The 18,141-nt window shown below is 70.8% G+C and carries 16 protein-coding genes and 1 tRNA gene; 9 read left to right on the top strand and 8 right to left on the bottom strand.

The window, feature by feature from the left end; all coding sequences use genetic code 11:
* Window positions 1-30: 30 nt before the first annotated feature.
* Together pqqB and ACFWPS_RS24955 are read left to right on the top strand one after the other, a co-directional pair.
* Window positions 31-921 (top strand): pyrroloquinoline quinone biosynthesis protein PqqB, encoded by an 891-nt coding sequence (gene pqqB / locus ACFWPS_RS24960; RefSeq protein ID WP_383708374.1) that lies wholly within the window; start codon window positions 31-33, stop codon window positions 919-921.
* Window positions 922-1,116: 195 nt separating this feature from the next.
* A tRNA-Arg gene (locus tag ACFWPS_RS24955) sits at window positions 1,117-1,202 on the top strand.
* Window positions 1,203-1,252: 50 nt separating this feature from the next.
* Here the strand turns inward: ACFWPS_RS24955 and ACFWPS_RS24950 are convergent.
* The 4 genes from ACFWPS_RS24950 to ACFWPS_RS24935 form a co-directional block, all read right to left on the bottom strand.
* On the bottom strand, window positions 1,253-1,663 hold the full coding sequence (locus ACFWPS_RS24950; protein WP_383708373.1) for a MarR family winged helix-turn-helix transcriptional regulator: 411 nt from the start codon (window positions 1,661-1,663) through the stop codon (window positions 1,253-1,255).
* Window positions 1,664-1,745: 82 nt separating this feature from the next.
* Complete coding sequence (locus ACFWPS_RS24945) at window positions 1,746-2,096, bottom strand: VOC family protein (protein WP_383708372.1); 351 nt, start codon at window positions 2,094-2,096, stop codon at window positions 1,746-1,748.
* A 116-nt stretch (window positions 2,097-2,212) separates the two neighbouring features.
* Window positions 2,213-4,525, bottom strand: a complete 2,313-nt coding sequence (locus ACFWPS_RS24940) for an FtsX-like permease family protein (protein ID WP_383708371.1) — start codon at window positions 4,523-4,525, stop codon at window positions 2,213-2,215.
* On the bottom strand, window positions 4,522-5,229 hold the full coding sequence (locus ACFWPS_RS24935) for an ABC transporter ATP-binding protein (RefSeq protein ID WP_383708370.1): 708 nt from the start codon (window positions 5,227-5,229) through the stop codon (window positions 4,522-4,524). The genes ACFWPS_RS24940 and ACFWPS_RS24935 overlap by 4 nt, the downstream gene beginning before the upstream one ends.
* A 139-nt stretch (window positions 5,230-5,368) precedes the next feature.
* On the opposite strand from ACFWPS_RS24935, the gene ACFWPS_RS24930 reads away from it, so the two are divergent.
* Window positions 5,369-6,220 carry a sensor histidine kinase gene (locus ACFWPS_RS24930; RefSeq protein ID WP_383708369.1) on the top strand — a complete coding sequence of 284 codons (852 nt, stop codon included), beginning with the start codon at window positions 5,369-5,371 and terminating at the stop codon, window positions 6,218-6,220.
* Window positions 6,217-6,900, top strand: coding sequence for a response regulator (locus ACFWPS_RS24925; protein ID WP_383708368.1), 684 nt, complete (start codon window positions 6,217-6,219; stop codon window positions 6,898-6,900). The genes ACFWPS_RS24930 and ACFWPS_RS24925 overlap by 4 nt, the downstream gene beginning before the upstream one ends.
* A 92-nt stretch (window positions 6,901-6,992) precedes the next feature.
* Here the strand turns inward: ACFWPS_RS24925 and ACFWPS_RS24920 are convergent, their stop codons facing one another.
* Window positions 6,993-8,021: a LacI family DNA-binding transcriptional regulator gene (locus ACFWPS_RS24920; protein WP_383708367.1), complete on the bottom strand. Its 1,029-nt coding sequence runs from the start codon at window positions 8,019-8,021 to the stop codon at window positions 6,993-6,995.
* A gap of 160 nt (window positions 8,022-8,181) precedes the next feature.
* On the opposite strand from ACFWPS_RS24920, the gene ACFWPS_RS24915 reads away from it, so the two are divergent.
* Window positions 8,182-9,375: an RNA-guided endonuclease InsQ/TnpB family protein gene (locus tag ACFWPS_RS24915; protein ID WP_383708400.1), complete on the top strand. Its 1,194-nt coding sequence runs from the start codon at window positions 8,182-8,184 to the stop codon at window positions 9,373-9,375.
* Between the two features lie 30 nt (window positions 9,376-9,405).
* Here the strand turns inward: ACFWPS_RS24915 and ACFWPS_RS24910 are convergent, their stop codons facing one another.
* From ACFWPS_RS24910 to ACFWPS_RS24900, 3 genes are read right to left on the bottom strand one after another with little or no spacing between them, the layout of a single operon-like run.
* The gene (locus ACFWPS_RS24910) at window positions 9,406-10,311 is read right to left on the bottom strand and encodes a carbohydrate ABC transporter permease (RefSeq protein WP_383708366.1); all 906 of its coding nucleotides are present in this window, start codon (window positions 10,309-10,311) and stop codon (window positions 9,406-9,408) included.
* Entirely contained in the window at window positions 10,308-11,234 is a 927-nt protein-coding gene (locus ACFWPS_RS24905; protein WP_383708365.1) for a carbohydrate ABC transporter permease, read from the bottom strand. Before ACFWPS_RS24905 ends, ACFWPS_RS24910 begins: the two co-directional genes overlap by 4 nt.
* Window positions 11,231-12,550, bottom strand: coding sequence for an ABC transporter substrate-binding protein (locus ACFWPS_RS24900; protein WP_383708364.1), 1,320 nt, complete (start codon window positions 12,548-12,550; stop codon window positions 11,231-11,233). The genes ACFWPS_RS24905 and ACFWPS_RS24900 overlap by 4 nt, the downstream gene beginning before the upstream one ends.
* Before the next feature lie 249 nt (window positions 12,551-12,799).
* On the opposite strand from ACFWPS_RS24900, the gene ACFWPS_RS24895 reads away from it, so the two are divergent.
* The 4 genes from ACFWPS_RS24895 to ACFWPS_RS24880 all read left to right on the top strand — a co-directional run bounded on the left by ACFWPS_RS24895 (window position 12,800) and on the right by ACFWPS_RS24880 (window position 18,097).
* A complete protein-coding gene (locus tag ACFWPS_RS24895; RefSeq protein WP_383708363.1) occupies window positions 12,800-14,821 on the top strand; it encodes a beta-galactosidase in 2,022 nt (673 codons plus the stop codon).
* Between the two features lie 185 nt (window positions 14,822-15,006).
* On the top strand, window positions 15,007-16,566 hold the full coding sequence (locus ACFWPS_RS24890; RefSeq protein ID WP_383708399.1) for a glycosyl hydrolase 53 family protein: 1,560 nt from the start codon (window positions 15,007-15,009) through the stop codon (window positions 16,564-16,566).
* A 260-nt stretch (window positions 16,567-16,826) separates the two neighbouring features.
* On the top strand, window positions 16,827-17,114 hold the full coding sequence (locus ACFWPS_RS24885; protein WP_383708362.1) for an ArsR family transcriptional regulator: 288 nt from the start codon (window positions 16,827-16,829) through the stop codon (window positions 17,112-17,114).
* 29 nt (window positions 17,115-17,143) lie between these two features.
* Complete coding sequence (locus ACFWPS_RS24880) at window positions 17,144-18,097, top strand: SMP-30/gluconolactonase/LRE family protein (RefSeq protein WP_383708361.1); 954 nt, start codon at window positions 17,144-17,146, stop codon at window positions 18,095-18,097.
* Window positions 18,098-18,141 lie beyond the last annotated feature (44 nt).

Genomic DNA, 18,141 nt, shown 5'->3' with positions numbered 1-18,141 from the left:
GGCCGGGGAGACCGAGAGGGGCGGATCGTCGTGAGGGTCGTCCTGCTGGGCACCGCCGCGGGCGGCGGATTCCCGCAGTGGAACTGCGCCTGCGCGCTGTGCGCCGCCGCCCGGGACGGCAAGCTGCCCTCCCGGACCCAGGAGTGCGTCGCCCTGACCGGCAACGGCCGGGACTGGTGGCTGCTCAACGCCTCCCCGGACATCCGCGCCCAGCTCACGGCCACGGCCGCGCTGTGGCCGGGACCGGGCCCCCGGGACACCCCGGTGCGCGGCGTGCTGCTCACCGACGCCGAGGCCGACCATGTCACCGGCCTGACCGTGCTGCGCGGGGCGCCGGACCTCAAGGTGTACGCGGCCCCGCCGGTGCAGACGGTGCTGGCCCCGGCCCGCGGCGCCCTCGACCGCTATGCCCCCTGGGAGTGGGCCGACAGCCTGGCCGACGGCGGCTTCGTGCTGGCCGGCGGCCTGGTGGTCACCGCCCACCCGGTCGGCGCCAAGGTCCCGGCGTACGTCCCGGCCGCACTCGCCGAGGCCGACGGCCGCTGGGTCACGGCGTACCGCGTCGAGGACCTGGCCACCGGGGGAGTGCTGCTCTACGCCCCCTGCGTGGGCGCCTGGAGCGACGTCCTGGACGAACTCTGCGCGGAGGCCGACTGCGTCCTGCTCGACGGCACCTTCTTCACCGCCCGCGAGATGGGTACCACGGTCCGCTCCGGTCCCCGGCAGGCGGCGATGGGCCATCTCCCGGTCTCCGGCGCGCACGGCAGCCTCGCCGCCCTGGCCCGCCATCCCCGCACCCGCCGGATCTACACCCACCTCAACAACACCAACCCCCTGGTCGACCCGGCGTCCCGGGCCCGCGCCCAGGTGGCCGCGGAGGGGGTCGAGGTCCTCCCCGACGGGATCGAGTTCGCGCTCTGAGCGGCAGCGCCCCGAGGGGGCGCGGGGCTGTATCGCGTGTGCGGCTACCGCCGCGTGGGCGCGACCGGCCACGGCGGCACCGCGAACCGACGACGGCGCATCGCGGCACTTCCAGCGGAGCGCCCAGTGCCGAATCGGGCAACGTAATTCGCCCGGTCGCGCTTGCAGGTCGCCGGTAGGCTGTGATCACCCGCCGCGGGCAAAGGCGTGCTGGGAAAGCCGCTTCAATCTTCGAGATTGTGACCGCAAGGTCTGAGCCGGTTCGAGTCCGGTAGCCCGGGGCGGCACGCCTCAGCCCGGCGCCAAGCGCGCCGCGGTCCCGCACCCGACTTCACCGAACCGCCTGGACGTCCGCCCTTTCGAGCATCCGCTCCAGCACCGCCCGCTGCAGCGGCCGTACCTCGGCGTGCAGGGCGCGGCCCCTGGCGGTGAGCGCGACCCACACGCCCCGCCGGTCCTCGACGCAGACCGACCGCTCCACCAGGCCGTCCTTCTCCAGCCGTCCGATCAGCCGGGAGAGCGCGCTCTGGCTCAGGTGGACCCGGCCCACCAGGTTCTGCACCCGGCAGTGGTCGCCCTCGGCGGGGGTCTCGGTGGCGAGCAGGTCCAGCACCTCGAAGTCGCTCGCGCCCAGCCCGTGCGGATGCAGCACCCGGTCGATCTCGCACATCGTGCGCGCGTGCACCGACAGGATGTCCCGCCACTGTTCCTCGAGCCGGGCCTCGGCCGTCTTCACTGCCATACCCGCACCGTAACACCGATCAGGCCAATTGTTGAGTGCGCAACTAGTGCGGGTGCAAGCAGTCGTCCGAGGAGTACGACGGTCAGGCCACCGGGTTCTGGAGCAGGCCCACCATGTTGCCGTCGGCGTCCTTCACCGAGGCGACCAGCCGGCCGTTGCCGACGTCCCGCGCGTCCTGGACCAGCTCCGCTCCCGCCGCCAGCAGTGCCGCCAGCCGCTCCCGCAGATCGGTGACGTGCCAGAACGGCGTCGGCCCGGTCAGCCCCTGGGCGTGCCCGTTCGGGTCGAGGCCGACATCCTGCCCCGCGGCCTTGAACCCGATGTAGTACGGCTCGTCGGCGTACGGCTCGACGCCCAGCAGCGCGCTGAACAGGGCCTTGGCCTGCGCCGCGTCCTTGACGGGGTAGATGATCGTCTGTACGCCTGCGGTCATGGGTCCTTCTCCTTCTGAGGTGCGTGGGCCGACGGTTCCCGTCGGTGGTCTCACGCTAGGGCGGGGGAGCCCGCCGCGGCTTCTTCGATCCTGACCGGTTGCGGACTCCCCGCGGGTCACTCGTTGCGCAGTACCTCCGCGACGGTGAGGCGGGCCGCGCGCCGGGCCGGGACCAGGGTGCCCACCACGGTGATCACCAGACCCGCCAGCGCGACTCCGGCCAGCTTCGGCGGGTGCCAGACGTCCGTCATGTACGACGGCAGGGTGATGTCGATCCCCGCGGCCATCCGCGGGACGACCACCTCGTAGGCGGCGATGCCCAGCGGGACGCCCAGCACCGACCCGATCACCCCGAGCACGCCCATCGACGTCACCGTCATCACCGTCACCTGGCGCGGGGTCATACCGATCGACTTGAGCATGCCGAGGTCGCGGCGCCGGTCGTGGGTGTTGAGCACCGCCGTGTTGAACACGCCGAGGGAGGCGACCAGGGCCAGCATCAGGGTGAGGGCGGTCGCCGAGCCGATGATGGTCTCGGCGCCGCTGCTGGGGCTGGTCAGTTGGGTGCTGAGCCCCTTGTCGAGGCCTCGGGCGGCGCGTGCGTACGCCGTCATGTCCGCGCCCTTGCGGAGTTTGACGTGATAGGCGAACGCTTTTCCGTCCGGGACCAGCGCGGTGAACGTCGGCCAGGTGCCGACGATCACCCGGTCGTTCGACTGCATCAGCTCGCCGACCACCGTGACCTCCTCCTCGCGGCCGCTCTTGTGCACCCGGAGGTGGTCACCGATGCGCACCCCGTTGCGGCGCAGGAAGGCCGAGCCGACCACGACCTCTCCCGGACGGTGCATCCAGCGGCCCCGGACAAGCACGTCCTCCAGCGGCAGGTCCGGCCCGCGCCTGCCCTCGAAGGTGATCCGCTGGGTGGAACCCACCAGCCGCGCGTCCTCGTCCCCGCGGGCCGTCACCCGTGCCGCGCCGGGCAACGAACCCAGCAGCGACTGGAGTTCGCGGTCGCCGTGGACCGGCAGCACCTGCCTGCCACGGACCTGGTCGCTCGCGTACACGGTGACGTCGTACGCATCTTTGCCGCCGTCTCCGAAGAGGGTCATGGTCGTCGCCAGCCCCGTCGCGAACGTCACCGTCGTCACGCCCAGGACCACCGCGGCCAGCGTGAGCGCGCTGCGCGCGGGCCGGGCGAACGGCAGACCCGCCCCGAGGCTCACCGACCGTGGCAACCGCAGCCCCGCGAGTCGGCGCTGGATGCCGAGCGCCCGCCCGGCAGCGGGTGCGCTGCCCGCGCTGATCGCCCGCGCCGCCGACAGTCGCTGGGCCCGCACCGAGGGGGCCAGCGCGGCCAGCACACAGACCAGCGGCATGCCGAGCAGGGCCAGTGTGTTCACCCAGGGCGCGATGCCGAGTTCCTCGTGCAACACGCCCGAGTCCGGCCCCGTGAACACGAACCTGAAGAACGGCTTGGCCAGCAGGTTGCCGACGAATGTGCCGAGCGCACAGCCCAGTACGGCCGGTACGGAGACCATCATGAGATAGACGCCCAGCACTTGCCCCGGAGTGAACCCGATGGCCTTGAGGATGCCGATGTGCCGGAAGCCCGAGACCACGGCGCCGCCGACGACGCTGGCGACGATCAGCACCGCCACCAGGATGCCGAGGACGCCGAAGGCCGTGAGGTAGGGGGCGTACGCGCGGGCGCTGCTGCCGATCCGGTCCTTGAGCGTCAGGTAGCTCTGCGATCCGCTCAGCGAACCCTCGGGCAGCCCCTCGGTCACCCGGGCCAGTCCCGCGCGCAGCGCGCTCTGCGAAGACGCGTCCCGGAACCGGTACAGCATCTGCGTGGTGTTCGGGTGCAGGGCCGCGATCTGGGCCGGGGCGACCCACACGTCCGTCGTGTCGCTGAGGTCGAAGGCGAATCCGACGATGGTCAGGGTCGGCCCGGACGGCAGCCGGAACGTCTTGCCGAGGTCGGCGCCGGTCCAGTCGGACTGCCGGTTGAGGACCATCTCGCCCGGCCGGGCCGGCCACCGGCCCGCCCACAGGTGCACCCGGTCCACCGGGCCACCGGGCCCGGAACGGCCCGTGACCGTGACCTCGCCGCCGAGACCCAGATCCGCCGCGTCGCGCGGAACGTCCAGCGTGGTCTGCGGGAACGGACCGGCCACGGCCTCGATCCCGGGCTTCCGTGCCGCAGCCGTCAGTTGGGCGTCGGACACCTTGCCCGAGGCGAACTCGGCGACCACATGCGGTCCCCGCTGCTCGCCGAAGACCCGGTCGAACGGCGCCGACGCCGCGTCCACCAACCCCAGCGCGACCACGATCGACCCCGTCGACACCAGGGTCACCAGCCAGATCACCAGCGTCTGAAGTCTGCGCCTGCGCACGGCCGCCCGCGCGGCCTTCCACACCGCGCTCATGCCGTCGTCTCCAGGGTGTGTTCACCGGTGATCAGGCCGTCGGCCAGCCGGACCAGCCGGCTCGCACAGCGCTGAGCCAGATGCTCGTCGTGCGTGACGATGACCAGGGTCTGCCCGATCTGGTTGAGGTCGATCAGCAGGTCCATCACCTGCTCCCCGGCCCGGCTGTCCAGCGCACCGGTCGGCTCGTCCGCCAGCAGCAGCGCGGGCCGGTTCATCAACGCGCGTGCCACGGCGACCCGTTGCCGCTCGCCACCGCTGAGCACCGCAGGATAGGCGCTGCGCCGGCCGGCGATGCCGAGTTCCTCGAACAGCTCCAGCGCCCGCCGCCGGGCCTGCCGCGCGGGTGTTCCCGTCAACTGGGCGGCGAGCGCCACGTTGTCGAGCGCCGACAGGTCGTCGACGAGGTTGAAGAACTGGAAGATCATGCCGATCCGGCGCCGCCGGTACAGCGCGAGCCCCGTCTCGCTCAACTCCCCGACGCTCTCGCCGTGGACGACGACCCTCCCGGCCGACGGCCGGTCGAGACCGGCGATCATGTTGAGCAGGGTGGACTTCCCGCAGCCGGAGGGCCCCATCACTGCGACCGCCTCCCCGGCCCGGATCTCCAACGACACCCTGTCCAGGGCGACCGTCTCGCCGTACTCCTTGCGTACCCCGTCAAGCCGTACGACGGTGTCTCCCGTTCTCAACTCAGTGACCATGCACAGGACGCTAGAGGCAGGACCGGGAGACGGGCATCCGTCCCCGGATGGCACCCGGGGGCCGAACTCATCCCACGGGTGCAGACCGCTGCATCCACCGGCCGATGCGGATGTCAGTACCGTCTGCGACAGTGTGGCCATGGGGGGAGACTCGGGGGGACACGACGTGGTGGCGGCGGCGCTCGCGGTGGCGTGCGCGGCCGTCGTGGTGCTGACGGTGGCGCTGGTGCGCACCCGACGCCGGTGGCGGGCGGCCGTCGGGGAGCGCGGCTGGCTGCTGGAGCGGGAGCGGGAAAGCGCCGCCGAGGCCGCGATCGCGGCCGAACGCGACCGGATCGCCCGCGAGTTGCACGACATCGTCAGTCACAACGTCAGCCTCATGGTGGTCCAGGCGAGCGCCGCCCGCGAGGTGCTCGGGACCATGCCCGACGAGGCCTCGACCGCCCTGCGGGCCGTCGAGGACGCCGGGCGGGGCGCGATGACCGACCTCAGACACCTCCTGGGGCTGCTTGCTCCCGCACCGGACGGGGAGGACGGCACGGTGAGCGCCGACGGCCCCGGCCCGGGCCTCGCCCCGCAGCCCGGCCTCGACCGGCTCGGCCACCTCGTCGACCGGATATCGTTCGCCGGCCTGCCCGTCGAGGTCCGCGTCTCAGGCGAACCCCGGCCGCTGCCCCAGGGCATCGATCTGACCGCCTACCGCATCGTCCAGGAGGCCCTGACCAACGCGCTCCGGCACGGCGACGGCGGCAAGGCCGAGGTGACCGTGCGCTACGCCGACCACGCCCTGCGCGTCGAGGTGCTCAACACCGGCCCCAGCGTGCTCACCGGTGCCGCACCGGCCGTACCGGGACCGCACCGCGCGGGCACCGGGCGCGGTCTGCTCGGCCTGCGCGAGCGGGTCGCCGTCTACGGCGGTGACCTGGACGCCCGGCGAAGACTCGGCGGCGGCTACCGCGTCCGCGCCCGCATCCCTCTGGACCGCCCATGACCACGGACGCGCCCCGCGTCCTGATCGCCGACGACCAGACGCTCATCCGCACCGGCTTCCGGCTGATCCTCACCGCCCGGGGCATCGAGGTGGTGGGCGAGGCCGCCGACGGCGCCGAGGCGGTCGCCGCGGTCAGGGAACTCAAGCCGGACGTCGTGCTGATGGACATCCGCATGCCCACCATGGACGGCCTGGAGGCCACCCGCCGGATCCTGGCCGAGGCCCCCGGCTGCCGGGTGCTGATGCTGACCACGTTCGACCTGGACCGGTACGTGTACGAGGCGCTCGCCATCGGGGCCAGCGGCTTCCTGCTCAAGGACGTCACCCCGCAGCACCTGGCGGCCGCCGTACGGCTCGTCGGCACCGGAGACGCCCTGCTGGCGCCACAGATCACCCGGCGTCTGGTGGAGCGGTACGCGGCCGGGGCCGGGCGGACGGCCGAGGCCGTGCCCGCCGACCTGGCCGCGCTCACCCCTCGTGAACGGGAGGTGCTGACCCTGATGGGCCGCGGCCTGTCCAACACGGAGCTGGCCGTCGAGTTGACGCTGAGCGAGGCCACAGTCAAGTCTCATGTGGCGCGCATCTTTGCCAAGCTCGGCCTGCGCGACCGCGCCCAGGCGGTCGTCCTTGCATACGAGACAGGGCTGGTAGTGCCCCATAGGGGCGCGGGGCCGTGTTGAACATGCGGCTCCGCCGCCTGGGCGCAACCAGCCACAACGGGGCAGCAGACGCCTGAAGGCCTTTCCTGGTACCCCGGAGCGCGCGGCCCGGCTCACGCGGAGTCGCGGACCACCAGCTCTGTCGGCAAGATCACCGCCGCCGGGTCCTCGCCCCCGATCTGGGCGAGCAATACGCGGACCATCTCGGTGCTGATCCGGTCCCAGGGCTGGCGGATGGTGGTGAGCGCCGGGGTCACCGCCGTGGCCGCCGGGGAGTCGTCGAAGCCGCCGACAGCGATGTCATCCGGCACCCGCTTGCCGGCCCGCTGCAGCACCGCCAGCACACCCTGCGCCATCAGGTCGGAGGCCACGAAGACGGCGTCCATGTCCGGGGCCTGCGCGAGCAGCCGCTCCGCCCCCGCCTCACCGCTCGCCTTGCTGTAGTCCCCGGACACGACGAGTGCCTCGTCGATCTCGACGCCCGCCTCGGTGAGGACCTCCTTGTACCCGGCGAGCCGCTCGACACCGCCCGGGGTGTCGAGCGGGCCGGTGATCATGCCGATCCGGCGGCGCCCCAGCGACAGCAGGTGATGGACCATGTCACGGGCGCCGTCCCGGTCGTCGGCGGCCACGTAACTCACCTTCGAGCCGAGCCCGATCGGCTTGCCGCAGGCCACCAGGGGTACGCCCGCCTCGCGCAGTTCCTGCGCGACCGGGTCACCGGAGTGACTCGACACCAGGAGCACCCCGTCGACGTGGCCGGCGGTGATATACCGCGTGATCCGCCGCCGTTCGTCCTTCGTGCCCGCCAGCATCAGCAGCACCGGGATGTCGTGGCTCGCCAGCGCCTGCGTGCAACCGCTCAGCAGCACATTGAAGTTGGGATCCTCGAAGAACCTCTCCTGGGGCTCCGTCAGCAGGAAGCCGACCGAGTCCGAACGCCCGGTGATCAGCGAGCGGGCGTGCCGGTTCACGACGTACCCGGTCCGGCGGATGGCGTCGTTGACCGCCTCCTGGGCGGCGGGGCTGACGTAGTGCCCGCCGTTGAGTACGCGCGAGACAGTGCCTCGTGAGACGCCTGCCTCGCGCGCCACGTCGTGGATCGTCGGCGGTCTGCGTCGGCCCCCCGCATTGCTGCTCATCTGAGTCCTTTCGTGGATACCCCCGGCTTCAGCCGGAGGAGGAATCGAGACCCCTGCGGAGCGGGGCAGGGAGCTGGGATTCGCCGCCAGGGCGGATCGCAGTGCTCTGACCGGCAGATTTGATCCTCACCTGCAACAAGTCTAGTTTGTGAGCGTGACCATGAGCCCTGTGAAGCGGGCGTTCAAGTACCGCTTCCATCCGACCGATGCGCAGGCGGCCGAGCTGTCGCGCACGTTCGGGTGCGTGCGGAAGGTCTACAACCTGGCGCTGGCGGCCCGTACCGAGGCGTGGACGCGACAGGAGAGGGTCAACTACAACGCCACCTCGGCCATGCTCACGGCGTGGAAGAAGACCGAGGAACTGGCCTTCCTCAACGATGTCTCCTCGGTGCCGTTGCAACAGACACTGCGGCACCTGCAGACCGCGTTCACCCACTTCTTCGCCAAGCGGGCGAAGTACCCGCGCTTCAAGTCGCGGAAGAAGTCGCGCAGGTCCGCCGAGTACACCACCAGCGGCTTCCGCTTCCGGGACGGCGCGCTGACCCTGGCGAAGATGACGGAACCGCTGGACATCGTGTGGTCCCGGCCGCTGCCCGAAGGAGTGCAGCCGTCCACCGTGACCGTGTCGCAGGACGCGGCCGGACGCTGGTTCGTCTCCATGCTGTGCGACGACCCCACCGTCGGACCGCTTCCCGCCCTTGACACGGCGGTCGGCATCGACGTCGGCCTGGACCACCTCCTGACCCTCTCCACCGGGGAGAAGGTCGCCAATCCCCGGCACGAACGGCGTGACCGTGTGCGTCTGGCCAAGGCCCAGCGGGAGTTGTCCCGCAAGGCCCGGGGCGACGGCGCCAACCGTCGCAAAGCCCGGTGTAAGGCCGCCAGGATCCACGCCCGGATCGCCGACCGGCGCCGCGACCACCTGCACAAGCTGACCACCCGACTCGTGCGTGAAAACCAAACGCTCGTGATCGAGGACCTGACCGTGCGCAACATGGTCAAGAACCACACGCTCGCCCGGGCGATCTCGGACGCGAGCTGGAGCGGGTTCCGCTCCATGCTGGAGTACAAGGCCGCCTGGTACGGGCGGGAAGTGATTGCCGTGGACCGCTTCTTCCCCTCCTCCAGGCTGTGCTCCGCGTGCGGCACCTTGCAGGAGAAGATGCCGCTCAGCGTCCGTACGTGGACGTGCGAGGGCTGCGGTACGACCCATGACCGGGACGTGAACGCGGCGAACAACCTCCTGGCCGCCGGGCTGGCGGTGACAGTCTGTGGAGCCGGTGTAAGACCTCAACGGAGAACTCCGGGCGGGCAGTCGGCGACGAAGCAGAAAACCCCACGGCGCGAGCCGTAGGAATCCCCTCGTTCACGAGGGGGGAGGAAGTCAAGACTTTACGGCCCCGGACAGCAGGTCGAGGCTCCAGAAGCGCTGAATGACCAGGAAGAGCGCGATCAGCGGCAGCACGGCCAGGAACGCGCCGGTGATCACCAGGGTGTACAGGGCCGGGGTGCTGGCGCCCTGCTCCAGGAGCGTGTACAGGCCGACCGTCAGCGGGAACTTCTCGTCGTCGCTCAGCATGATGTACGGCAGCAGGAAGTTGTTCCACACGGCCACGAACTGGAACAGGAACACCGTCACCATGCCGGGGATCATCATCGGCAGCGCGATCCGGGTGAAGATCCGCCACTCGCTCGCCCCGTCCATCCGCCCGGCCTCCACCACGTCGGAGGGGACGGCCGCGGCCGCGTAGATCCGCGAGAGGTAGACGCCGTACGGGGAGAGGATCTGCGGCAGCAGTACCGACAGGTAGGAGTCCGAGAGGTTCGCCTTGGCCAGCAGCAGGTACTGCGGGATGGCGAGGATGACCGGGGGCATCAGCACGCCGGCGAGCAGCACGTTGAAGATGGCCTCGCGGCCCTTGAAGCGGTAGGTCGCCAGGGCGTAGCCGCTGAACGCCGACACGCCCGTCGAGACCACGGCACCGAGACCGGCGTACAGGGCGGAGTTGCCCATCCACTTCCAGTAGATGCCGTCACGGTAGGCGTTGAGGTCCTTCAGGTTGTCGGCGAAGCCGGAGCCGGGCAGGAAGGTGAACGTGGAGAACAGCTCGCTGCCGGACTTGGTGGACGCGATCACCACCCAGGCCACCGGGAGGAGCGTGTAGACCGCGCCGAGAAGAAGGGTGAGCGTCGGGACCAGGGCGATACGGCGGCGCAGCGGCGGTCCCTGCGCGGTCCCGGGCGTCGTACCGGCCGCCGGGGCGGCCTTGCGGACGGCAAGAGAACTCACTGTGCTGCCTCCTGCTTGTTGCGGCGGTTCGCGGCCCGCAGGAACCCGAAGGACAGCGCCAGCGTGGCGATGGCGATCAGGGTCGCCTCGGCGGCTGCCGAGTAGATGTCACCCCGGCGGAAGGCGTCCTGGTACACCTTCATCAGGGGGCTCCAGCTCAGGTTGACGGAGTTGGTGAACGGCTTGATGGTCATCGGCTCGTTGAAGACCTGGAGCGTCGCGATGATCGAGAAGAAGAAGGTCAGCACCAGCGAGGGCGCCACCATCGGGATCTTGATCTTCAGGGCGGTCTGCAGCGGGGTGGCGCCGTCCAGCTTCGCCGCCTCGTAGACCTCGGCGGGGATGGCCCGGAGCGAGGTGTAGATGACGATCATGTTGAAGCCGGTGCCGCCCCAGACCGCGATGTTGGACAGGGCCAGGTAAAGCGGCCCGCCGTCCAGCAGGTTCGGCTGCGGCAGGTGCAGCTTGGCGAGCACGTAGTAGAAGGGGCTGACGTCCGGCAGGTACAGGAAGCCCCACAGCAGCGCGGCGACCACGCCGGGGATGGCGTACGGCAGGAAGATCGCGAGCCGGGTGAACGGGGCGAGGCGGACCCGCTCGGAGTCCAGCATCAGGGCGAACAGCAGGGCGAGGCCCAGCATCACCGGGACGACGATGCAGCCGTAGCCGAGGACGCGCAGCGCACCGTCGTAGAACTCGTTGTCGGTGAGGGCGTCCTTGTAGTTCTCCAGGCCGGCCCAGACCTCGCTGCGGGCGCCGGCGCCCAGGCCGAGGCCGGAGACGTGCACCTTGCGGAAGCTGAGCCAGACCGCGTACCCGATGGGCAGCGCGAAGAACAGGGCGAAGAGGATCGTGGCGGGGAGGAGGAAGGCGTACGGGGCCCCCTTGACCCCGTACGACCTCCGGCTGGCGGGGCTGGTCACTGAGAGACCTCGAAGCCCTGCTTCTTCATGTCGGCGACCGTGTCGTCCTGCATCTTCTTCAGGGCGGCGGTGAAGTCCGACTTGTTCTTCGCGGCGGCGCCGAACGCGTCGTTGAAGGACGAGTAGGCGACGTTCACGTTCGGGCCCCAGGCGGAGGGCGCCGTGGTCTTCGCGATCTCGGCGGCCTTGGTGTAGAAGTCCGACTGGTTCGAGAAGTAGTCGGGCGAGGTGGCGAAGGCGCCGCTGGTCTGGGCGTTCGTGGCGGCCGGGTAGATGCCGCTCTCCTTGGCCAGCGCGTTGAGCGCCTCGCCGTCGGTGTTCAGCCAGGCCGCGAACTTGGCGGCGGCCGCCTGGTGCTTGGAGTCCGTGGTCACGGCGGTGGAGGAGCCGCCCCAGCTGCCGGTGACGTTCTCGGACGCGGACCACTGGGGGAGCGCGGCCATCGCCCACTTGCCCTTGGTGTCGGGCGCGGCGGTGGTCAGCGTGCCCGGTGCCCACACGGCGGAGACCCAGGCGATCTGCTTGCCGGTGTCCAGCGCCTTGTTCCAGGCCGGGGTGTACATCGGCTGGTTGTCGATGACACCTTCCTTGACCAGGCCGCCCCAGAAACTGGCGACCTTCTGGGTGGCCGCGTCGTCGATGGCGACCTTCCACTTGTCGCCGGAGGTGGTCCACCACTTGGCGCCGGCCTGCTGGGCGAGGCCCGCGAAGAGCCCGGAGTCGTTTGCGGAGAACGTGGTCAGGTCGAGGTCGGGCGCCTTCTTCTTCAGCTGACGGGCGTCCTGGGCGAACTCGTCCCAGGTGGTCGGCACCTTGAGGCCGTACTTCTTGAAGAGGTCCGCGCGGTAGTAGAACATCATCGGGCCGATGTCCTGCGGCACCGCGTACACCGCGTCCGTGCCCAGCGTGACCTGCTGCCAGACGCCGTCGGCGAACTTGGACTCGGCGTCGCCGACGTTCTTCGATATGTCGGCGACCGCGTCGTTGCTGACCAGCGTGGGCAGCGCCTGGTACTCGGCCTGCACCAGGTCGGGGCCGTTCTTCGCCTTGTGCGCGGTGAGGATCTTGGTGACCAGCGTGTCGCCGGACGCCTGCTTCTTCACCGTGACGGTGATCTGGTCCTTCTTGCCCTCGCCCTTGTTCCAGAGGTCCACGACCTTGTCCATACCGGGCGCCCAGGCCCAGTACGTCAGCGAGACCGGACCGGAGTCGGCCTTGCTGTCGTCGTCGGACGAGCCGCAGGCGGCGAGGGCGGTGGCGCCGAGCGAGATGGCGACGGCGGTTGTCACGAGGCGGCGGCGCTTCGTGTGCGGCATGGATCTCTCCCCTGACCTGGGTCCCCGCCCGTCGCGGGAACCTGCCATGCAGATGAATGTGTGAGCTTTCCAGACAACACAGACCCGGATCATCGCCCGTCGCGAGTCCGTGTCATGCTCTGTGAGCGTTCACAGTAGAGAAACATCCCGGACACTTGTCAATGGTTGTTGCTGTGCGGTTATGTTGGGCTCACGCCACGATCGATGTGTGTGAACGTTCCCAAATGATCGATTAAACGGGAGAGATCCATGCCGGACACCACCCCCAGGGGCCTGACCAGGCTCGCCTTCGGTGGGGACTACAACCCCGAGCAGTGGCCGGAAAGCGTCTGGCACGAGGACGTCCGGCTGATGCGCGAGGCCGGGGTCACGATGGTGAGCGTCGGGATCTTCTCCTGGGCCCTGCTGGAGCCGGCCCCGGGGGAGTACGACTTCGGCTGGCTCGACCGGGTCCTCGACCTGCTGCACGAGAACGGCATCCGCGTCGACCTCGGCACCCCCACCGTGGCGCCGCCCGCCTGGTTCTACCGCGCCCACCCCGAGGCCCTGCCGGTCACCGCGGAGGGCGTGCGCTACGAGTTCGGCTCCCGCGGTGCCATCTGTCACTCCGACGCCGACTACCGCGCGGCGGCGGCGAACATCACCACCCGCCTCGCCGAGCGCTACGGCGACCACCCGGCCCTCGCCATGTGGCACGTCCACAACGAGTACGGCGTCCCCGTCTCGGCCTGCTACTGCGACTCCTGCGCCGACCGCTTCCGCCGCTGGCTCGCCGACACCTACGGCACCGTCGACGCGGTCAACGAGGCCTGGGGAACGGCCTTCTGGGGCCAGCACTACACGGACCTGGCGCAGATCAACCCGCCGCGCGTCACCCCGACCGTGGGCAACCCGGGCCAGGCGCTCGGCTACAAGCGGTTCACCGACGCCACCATCCGCGAGAACTTCCGTATGGAGCGGGACATCCTGCACCGCCTCTCGCCCGGCGTCCCGGTGACCACCAACTTCATGACCGCGCTGAGCCAGTGCGACTCCATGGACTACTGGGCCTGGGGCCGCGAGGTCGACCTGGTCACCAACGACCACTACCTGATCACCGACGGCCGCCGCACCCACGTCAACCTCGCGATGGCCGCCGACCTCACCCGCTCGGTCGCCGGCGGTGCCCCCTGGCTGCTGCTCGAACACTCCACCTCGGGCGTCAACTGGCAGCCCCGCAACCCCGCCAAGGCCCCCGGCCAGATGGCCCGCAACTCCCTCGCCCACGTGGCCCGCGGCTCCGACGGCGCGCTGTTCTTCCAGTGGCGGCAGTCCCGGCGCGGCGCCGAGAAGTTCCACTCCGCGATGCTCCCGCACGGCGGCACCGAGACCAGGGTGTGGCGCGAGGTCGCCGAACTCGGCGCCTCGCTCGACTCGTTGGCGCAGATCAAGGGCTCCCGCACCCAGGCGGACGTGGCCGTCCTGTGGGACTGGCAGTCCTGGTGGGCGCAGAACCTCCAGTGGCGCCCCAGCGAGGACCACGACCCGCGCGAACGCGCCGACGCCTTCTACGAGGCCCTCTACGACCGCCACCTCACGGTCGACTTCGCCCACCCGGAAGCCGACTTGTCGGCCTATCCCCTTGTCGTCGTACCGGCTCTGTACCTGATGACAGAGGCGGCCGGGAACAACCTCCGCGAGTACGTCGAGAACGGCGGCACCCTCGTCGTCTCGTACTTCTCCGGGATCGTCGACGAGCACGACGCGGTGCACGAGGGCGCCTACCCGGGCACCCTGCGCGAGGTCCTCGGCCTCACGGTGGAGGAGTTCTCGCCGCTCCTCCAGGACCAGCTGGTTCGTCTCACCGGCCCCGACGGCTCCGAGCTGACCGGCGACGTGTGGACCGAGTTCGTCGTCCCGGGCGCCGCCGAGACCGTCTGGACCTACGCCGACGGCCTCACCGCCGGCCACCCGGCGGTCACCCGGCACCGGCTGGGGGAGGGCACCGCCTGGTACGTCTCGACCCGCCTGGACGCGCACGGCCTGGACGCCCTGCTCGGCTGGGCCGCCGAGGACGCCCGCATCGCGCCCCGCGCCGACCTGCCCCGTGACGTCGAGGTCGTCCGCCGCACCGGCGAGTCGGGCTCCTTCCTGTTCGCGATCAACCACACCGCCACCGACGCCAAGGTGCCGCTGGAGGCGCACGGCACCGAACTGCTGACGGGCGAACGCGCCGCGGGCCGGCTCGCGGTCCCGGCGGGCGCCGTGCGGGTCGTACGACTCGACGGCTGAACCGCGGCGCGGGCCCCGGGGCCGCCGTGCCCGCGCCGCCGAGACTCCCCTCCGTCCGCGAGTGCCACGAGAGCCGCGGGCGGAGGGGCTCTCCTCCGGCCGTACCGGAATCCGGTTGTACCGGAGCCCGGTCGCACCGGAGGACATCCCCACCCCCAGTCACGTCGAAGGGACGACGGACGATGATGTTCCATCCCAGACGCACCATCAGAGCCCTGCTGTTGCCGCTCCTGGCCGGGCTCGCCCTCACCGCTCTGCCCGCCCAGACCGCCCAGGCGGCGAGCACCCTCACCAACGGCGGTTTCGAGTCCGACGGTGCGGGCGTGGCCACGCCCACCGGCTGGTCGGAGTACGGCGACACGGGCGCCTCGTACACCGAGTCCGGCGGCCACAGCGGCAGTTACCGCCTGAGCCACTACTCGGCCTCCGCCTACAAGGTGGAGACCTACCAGTACCTGTCGGGGCTGACCAACGGCACCTACACGCTCACCGCCTGGGTCCGCTCCAGCGGCGGGCAGAACTCCGCCTACATATCCCTGAAGAACTGCGGCAGTTCGGACCAGAAGACCGACCTGCCGGTCTCCACCAGCAGCTGGGTCCGCATCGTCACCTCGATCGCGGTCACCAACAACCAGTGCACGGTCAGCGTCTACTCCGACGCCAACGCGGGCAACTGGATCAACGTCGACGACCTGACCTTCGCCTCCGGGGCGACCGGCCTGTCGATCAAGGGCGCCGACATCTCGTCACTCGCCAAGAGCGAGGCCAAGGGCGGGGTCTACAAGACCAGTTCCGGCACCACCGGGGACGCGGTCACCATCCTCAAGAACGCCGGGATGAACTACGCGCGCCTGAAGGTCTGGGTCAACCCGGCCGACGGCTACAACGACAAGGCGCACGTCCTGGCCATGGCCAAGCGGATCAAGGCCGCCGGCATAAAGCTGCTGGTCGACTTCCACTACTCGGACACCTGGGCCGACCCGGGCGCCCAGACCAAGCCCGCCGCCTGGGCGAACGACTCCTACAGCCAGCTGAAGACCGACGTCTACAACCACACGTACGACGTCCTCAACGCGCTGAAGGCCCAGGGCACCACCGCCGACATGGTCCAGATCGGCAACGAGATCAACGGCGGCATGCTCTGGTCCGAAGGCTCCACCAGCAACTGGTCGCAGCTCGCCGGCCTGATCAACTCCGGCTACAGCGCGGCCAAGGCGGTCTCCTCCTCCACCCAGGTCGCCCTGCACCTGGCCAACGCCGGTGACGACGCCACGGTCCGCTGGTGGTTCGACAACGCCAAGACCTACGGCATCAACTACGACGTGATCGGGCTGTCGTACTACGGCTACTGGCACGGCTCACTGGCCGCCGCCCAGACCACCCTGGACGACGTGGCCTCGCGCTACTCCAAGCCGGTCTTCATCGCCGAGACCGCCTATCCGTTCACCCTCGCCCAGGACGACTCGCTGGAGAACCAGATCGACACCAGCGGCGAACTGGTCACCGGCTACCCGGCCACCGCCGCCGGCCAGCTGGCCTGGATGAACTCCGTCGCGAACATCGTCGAGGCCGTCCCGAACGGCCGTGGCCTCGGCGTCTTCTACTGGGAGGCGACCTGGACCGCCGTCACCGGCAACGGCTGGGACCCGACCGACGCCACCTCCGGCAACGGCTGGGAGAACCAGGCCCTGTTCGGCTACGACGACAAGGCGCTGTCCTCCATGGCGTGGTTCAGCCACCGCTGAGCCACCACTGACGGGGGCCCGGCCGTAAGGGGACGGTCGGGCCCCTCCGCCCTGTCCGGGGCGGGGTCCGCCGGTGTCGGGCCCGGGTCGACTGCCCGGGCCGGCTGCCCGGTACCCGCCCCGCGGGCAAGCCCCCGACCGGCCTATCTCGTACGGCCGTTCGATCTCGGACATCGCGTCCCGACTCCCTGACGTGGGGGCTTCGGCTGCGGGACAGTGGGAACACACACTGCGAGGAGGCAGGGACGGAGGCCGGTCGGATGCTGAGGAACGCCACGAGCGCAAGCCGCCTGGAGATTCTGGACTGGCTCAAGGATCCGGCGGCCCACTTCCCGCCCCAGCGCCACGCCGACCTCACCGAGGACGGCGTCACCGTCCGGGCCGTCGCCGCCAAGCTCGGGGTCTCCCGCAAGGTCGCCGGCACCCATCTGGGCCTGCTGGCCCGTCTCGGCCTGCTGCGCACCAAGCGCATCCGGTACCGCGTCTACTACCGGCGCGACGAGATCCGGATCGCCGAAGTGGCCCGGATGTTCGACAAGGGCTGGTGAGACCGGTTCCGCCTGCCACCATGGGACTCATGGACCGACCCACGCGCCTCGTCCCCCTCCACTACGTCGCCATCGGCGGCCGGGGCCCGGAGGACGTGGTGACCGATCCGGACGGCGGGGTCCTGACCGGCGTCGAGGACGGCCGCATCCTGCGCCTGGACGGGCTCGGCGACCCGGACACCGCCCGGGTCCGGACGTTGGCCCGCACCGGCGGCCGCCCGCTCGGGCTCGACCTCCTCCCCGACGGCGACCTGCTGGTCTGCGACGCGGAACGCGGCCTGCTCCGCGTCGGCCTCGCCGACGGTGCCGTCCGCGTCCTCGCCGACACGGTCGAGGGGGAGCCGCTGCGGTTCGCGAGCAACGTGGTCGCCCTGCCCGACGGCACCGTGTACTTCACCGCCTCCAGCCGCCGCTTCCCTCTCGACCAGTGGATCGGCGACATCGTCGAGCACAGCGGCACCGGCCGCCTGCTGCGCCTCGCGCCGGGTGCCGGCACGGCCGAAGTGGCCTGGGAGGGCTTCCAGTTCGCCAACGGGCTGACCGTGAGCGGCGACGGCACCTTCCTGGTCGTCGCCGAGACCGGCGGGTACCGCCTCACCCGCTACTGGCTCACCGGCCCGCGGACCGGCAGCGCGGAGTTCTTTGCCGAGCTCCCCGGCATGCCCGACAACATCTGGCGTGAGGACGACCTCATCTGGGTCGCCCTCGCGGGCCCGCGCAACCCCCCGCTCGACCTCTTCCACCGGGCCCCGCTCGCCGTCCGCCGGGCGGCCGCCCGGGCCGCCGTGCACGCCCCCTACCGCCCGGTCGGCACCATCGCCGTCCTGGCGCTCGACGACCACGGCCGGGTCGTCCACCACCTGGCCCGCCGCAACTCCGGCTTCCGCATGGTCACCAGCGTCTGCCGGACCGGCCGCCACCTCGTCCTCGGCAGCGTCCGGGAGCCCGGCGTCGCGGTCTGCGCGGCCCCCACCGCGAAGTGACCGCCGGGTACGCCCGGCGGTACCCTGAGGCACCCGTCAGGGGG

The organism is Streptomyces sp. NPDC058457, from assembly GCF_042720695.1.
GTDB lineage: Bacteria > Actinomycetota > Actinomycetes > Streptomycetales > Streptomycetaceae > Streptomyces.
The sequence above is the reverse complement of the archived record's forward strand: the minus strand, read 5'-3'. Positions and strand labels throughout refer to the sequence as shown.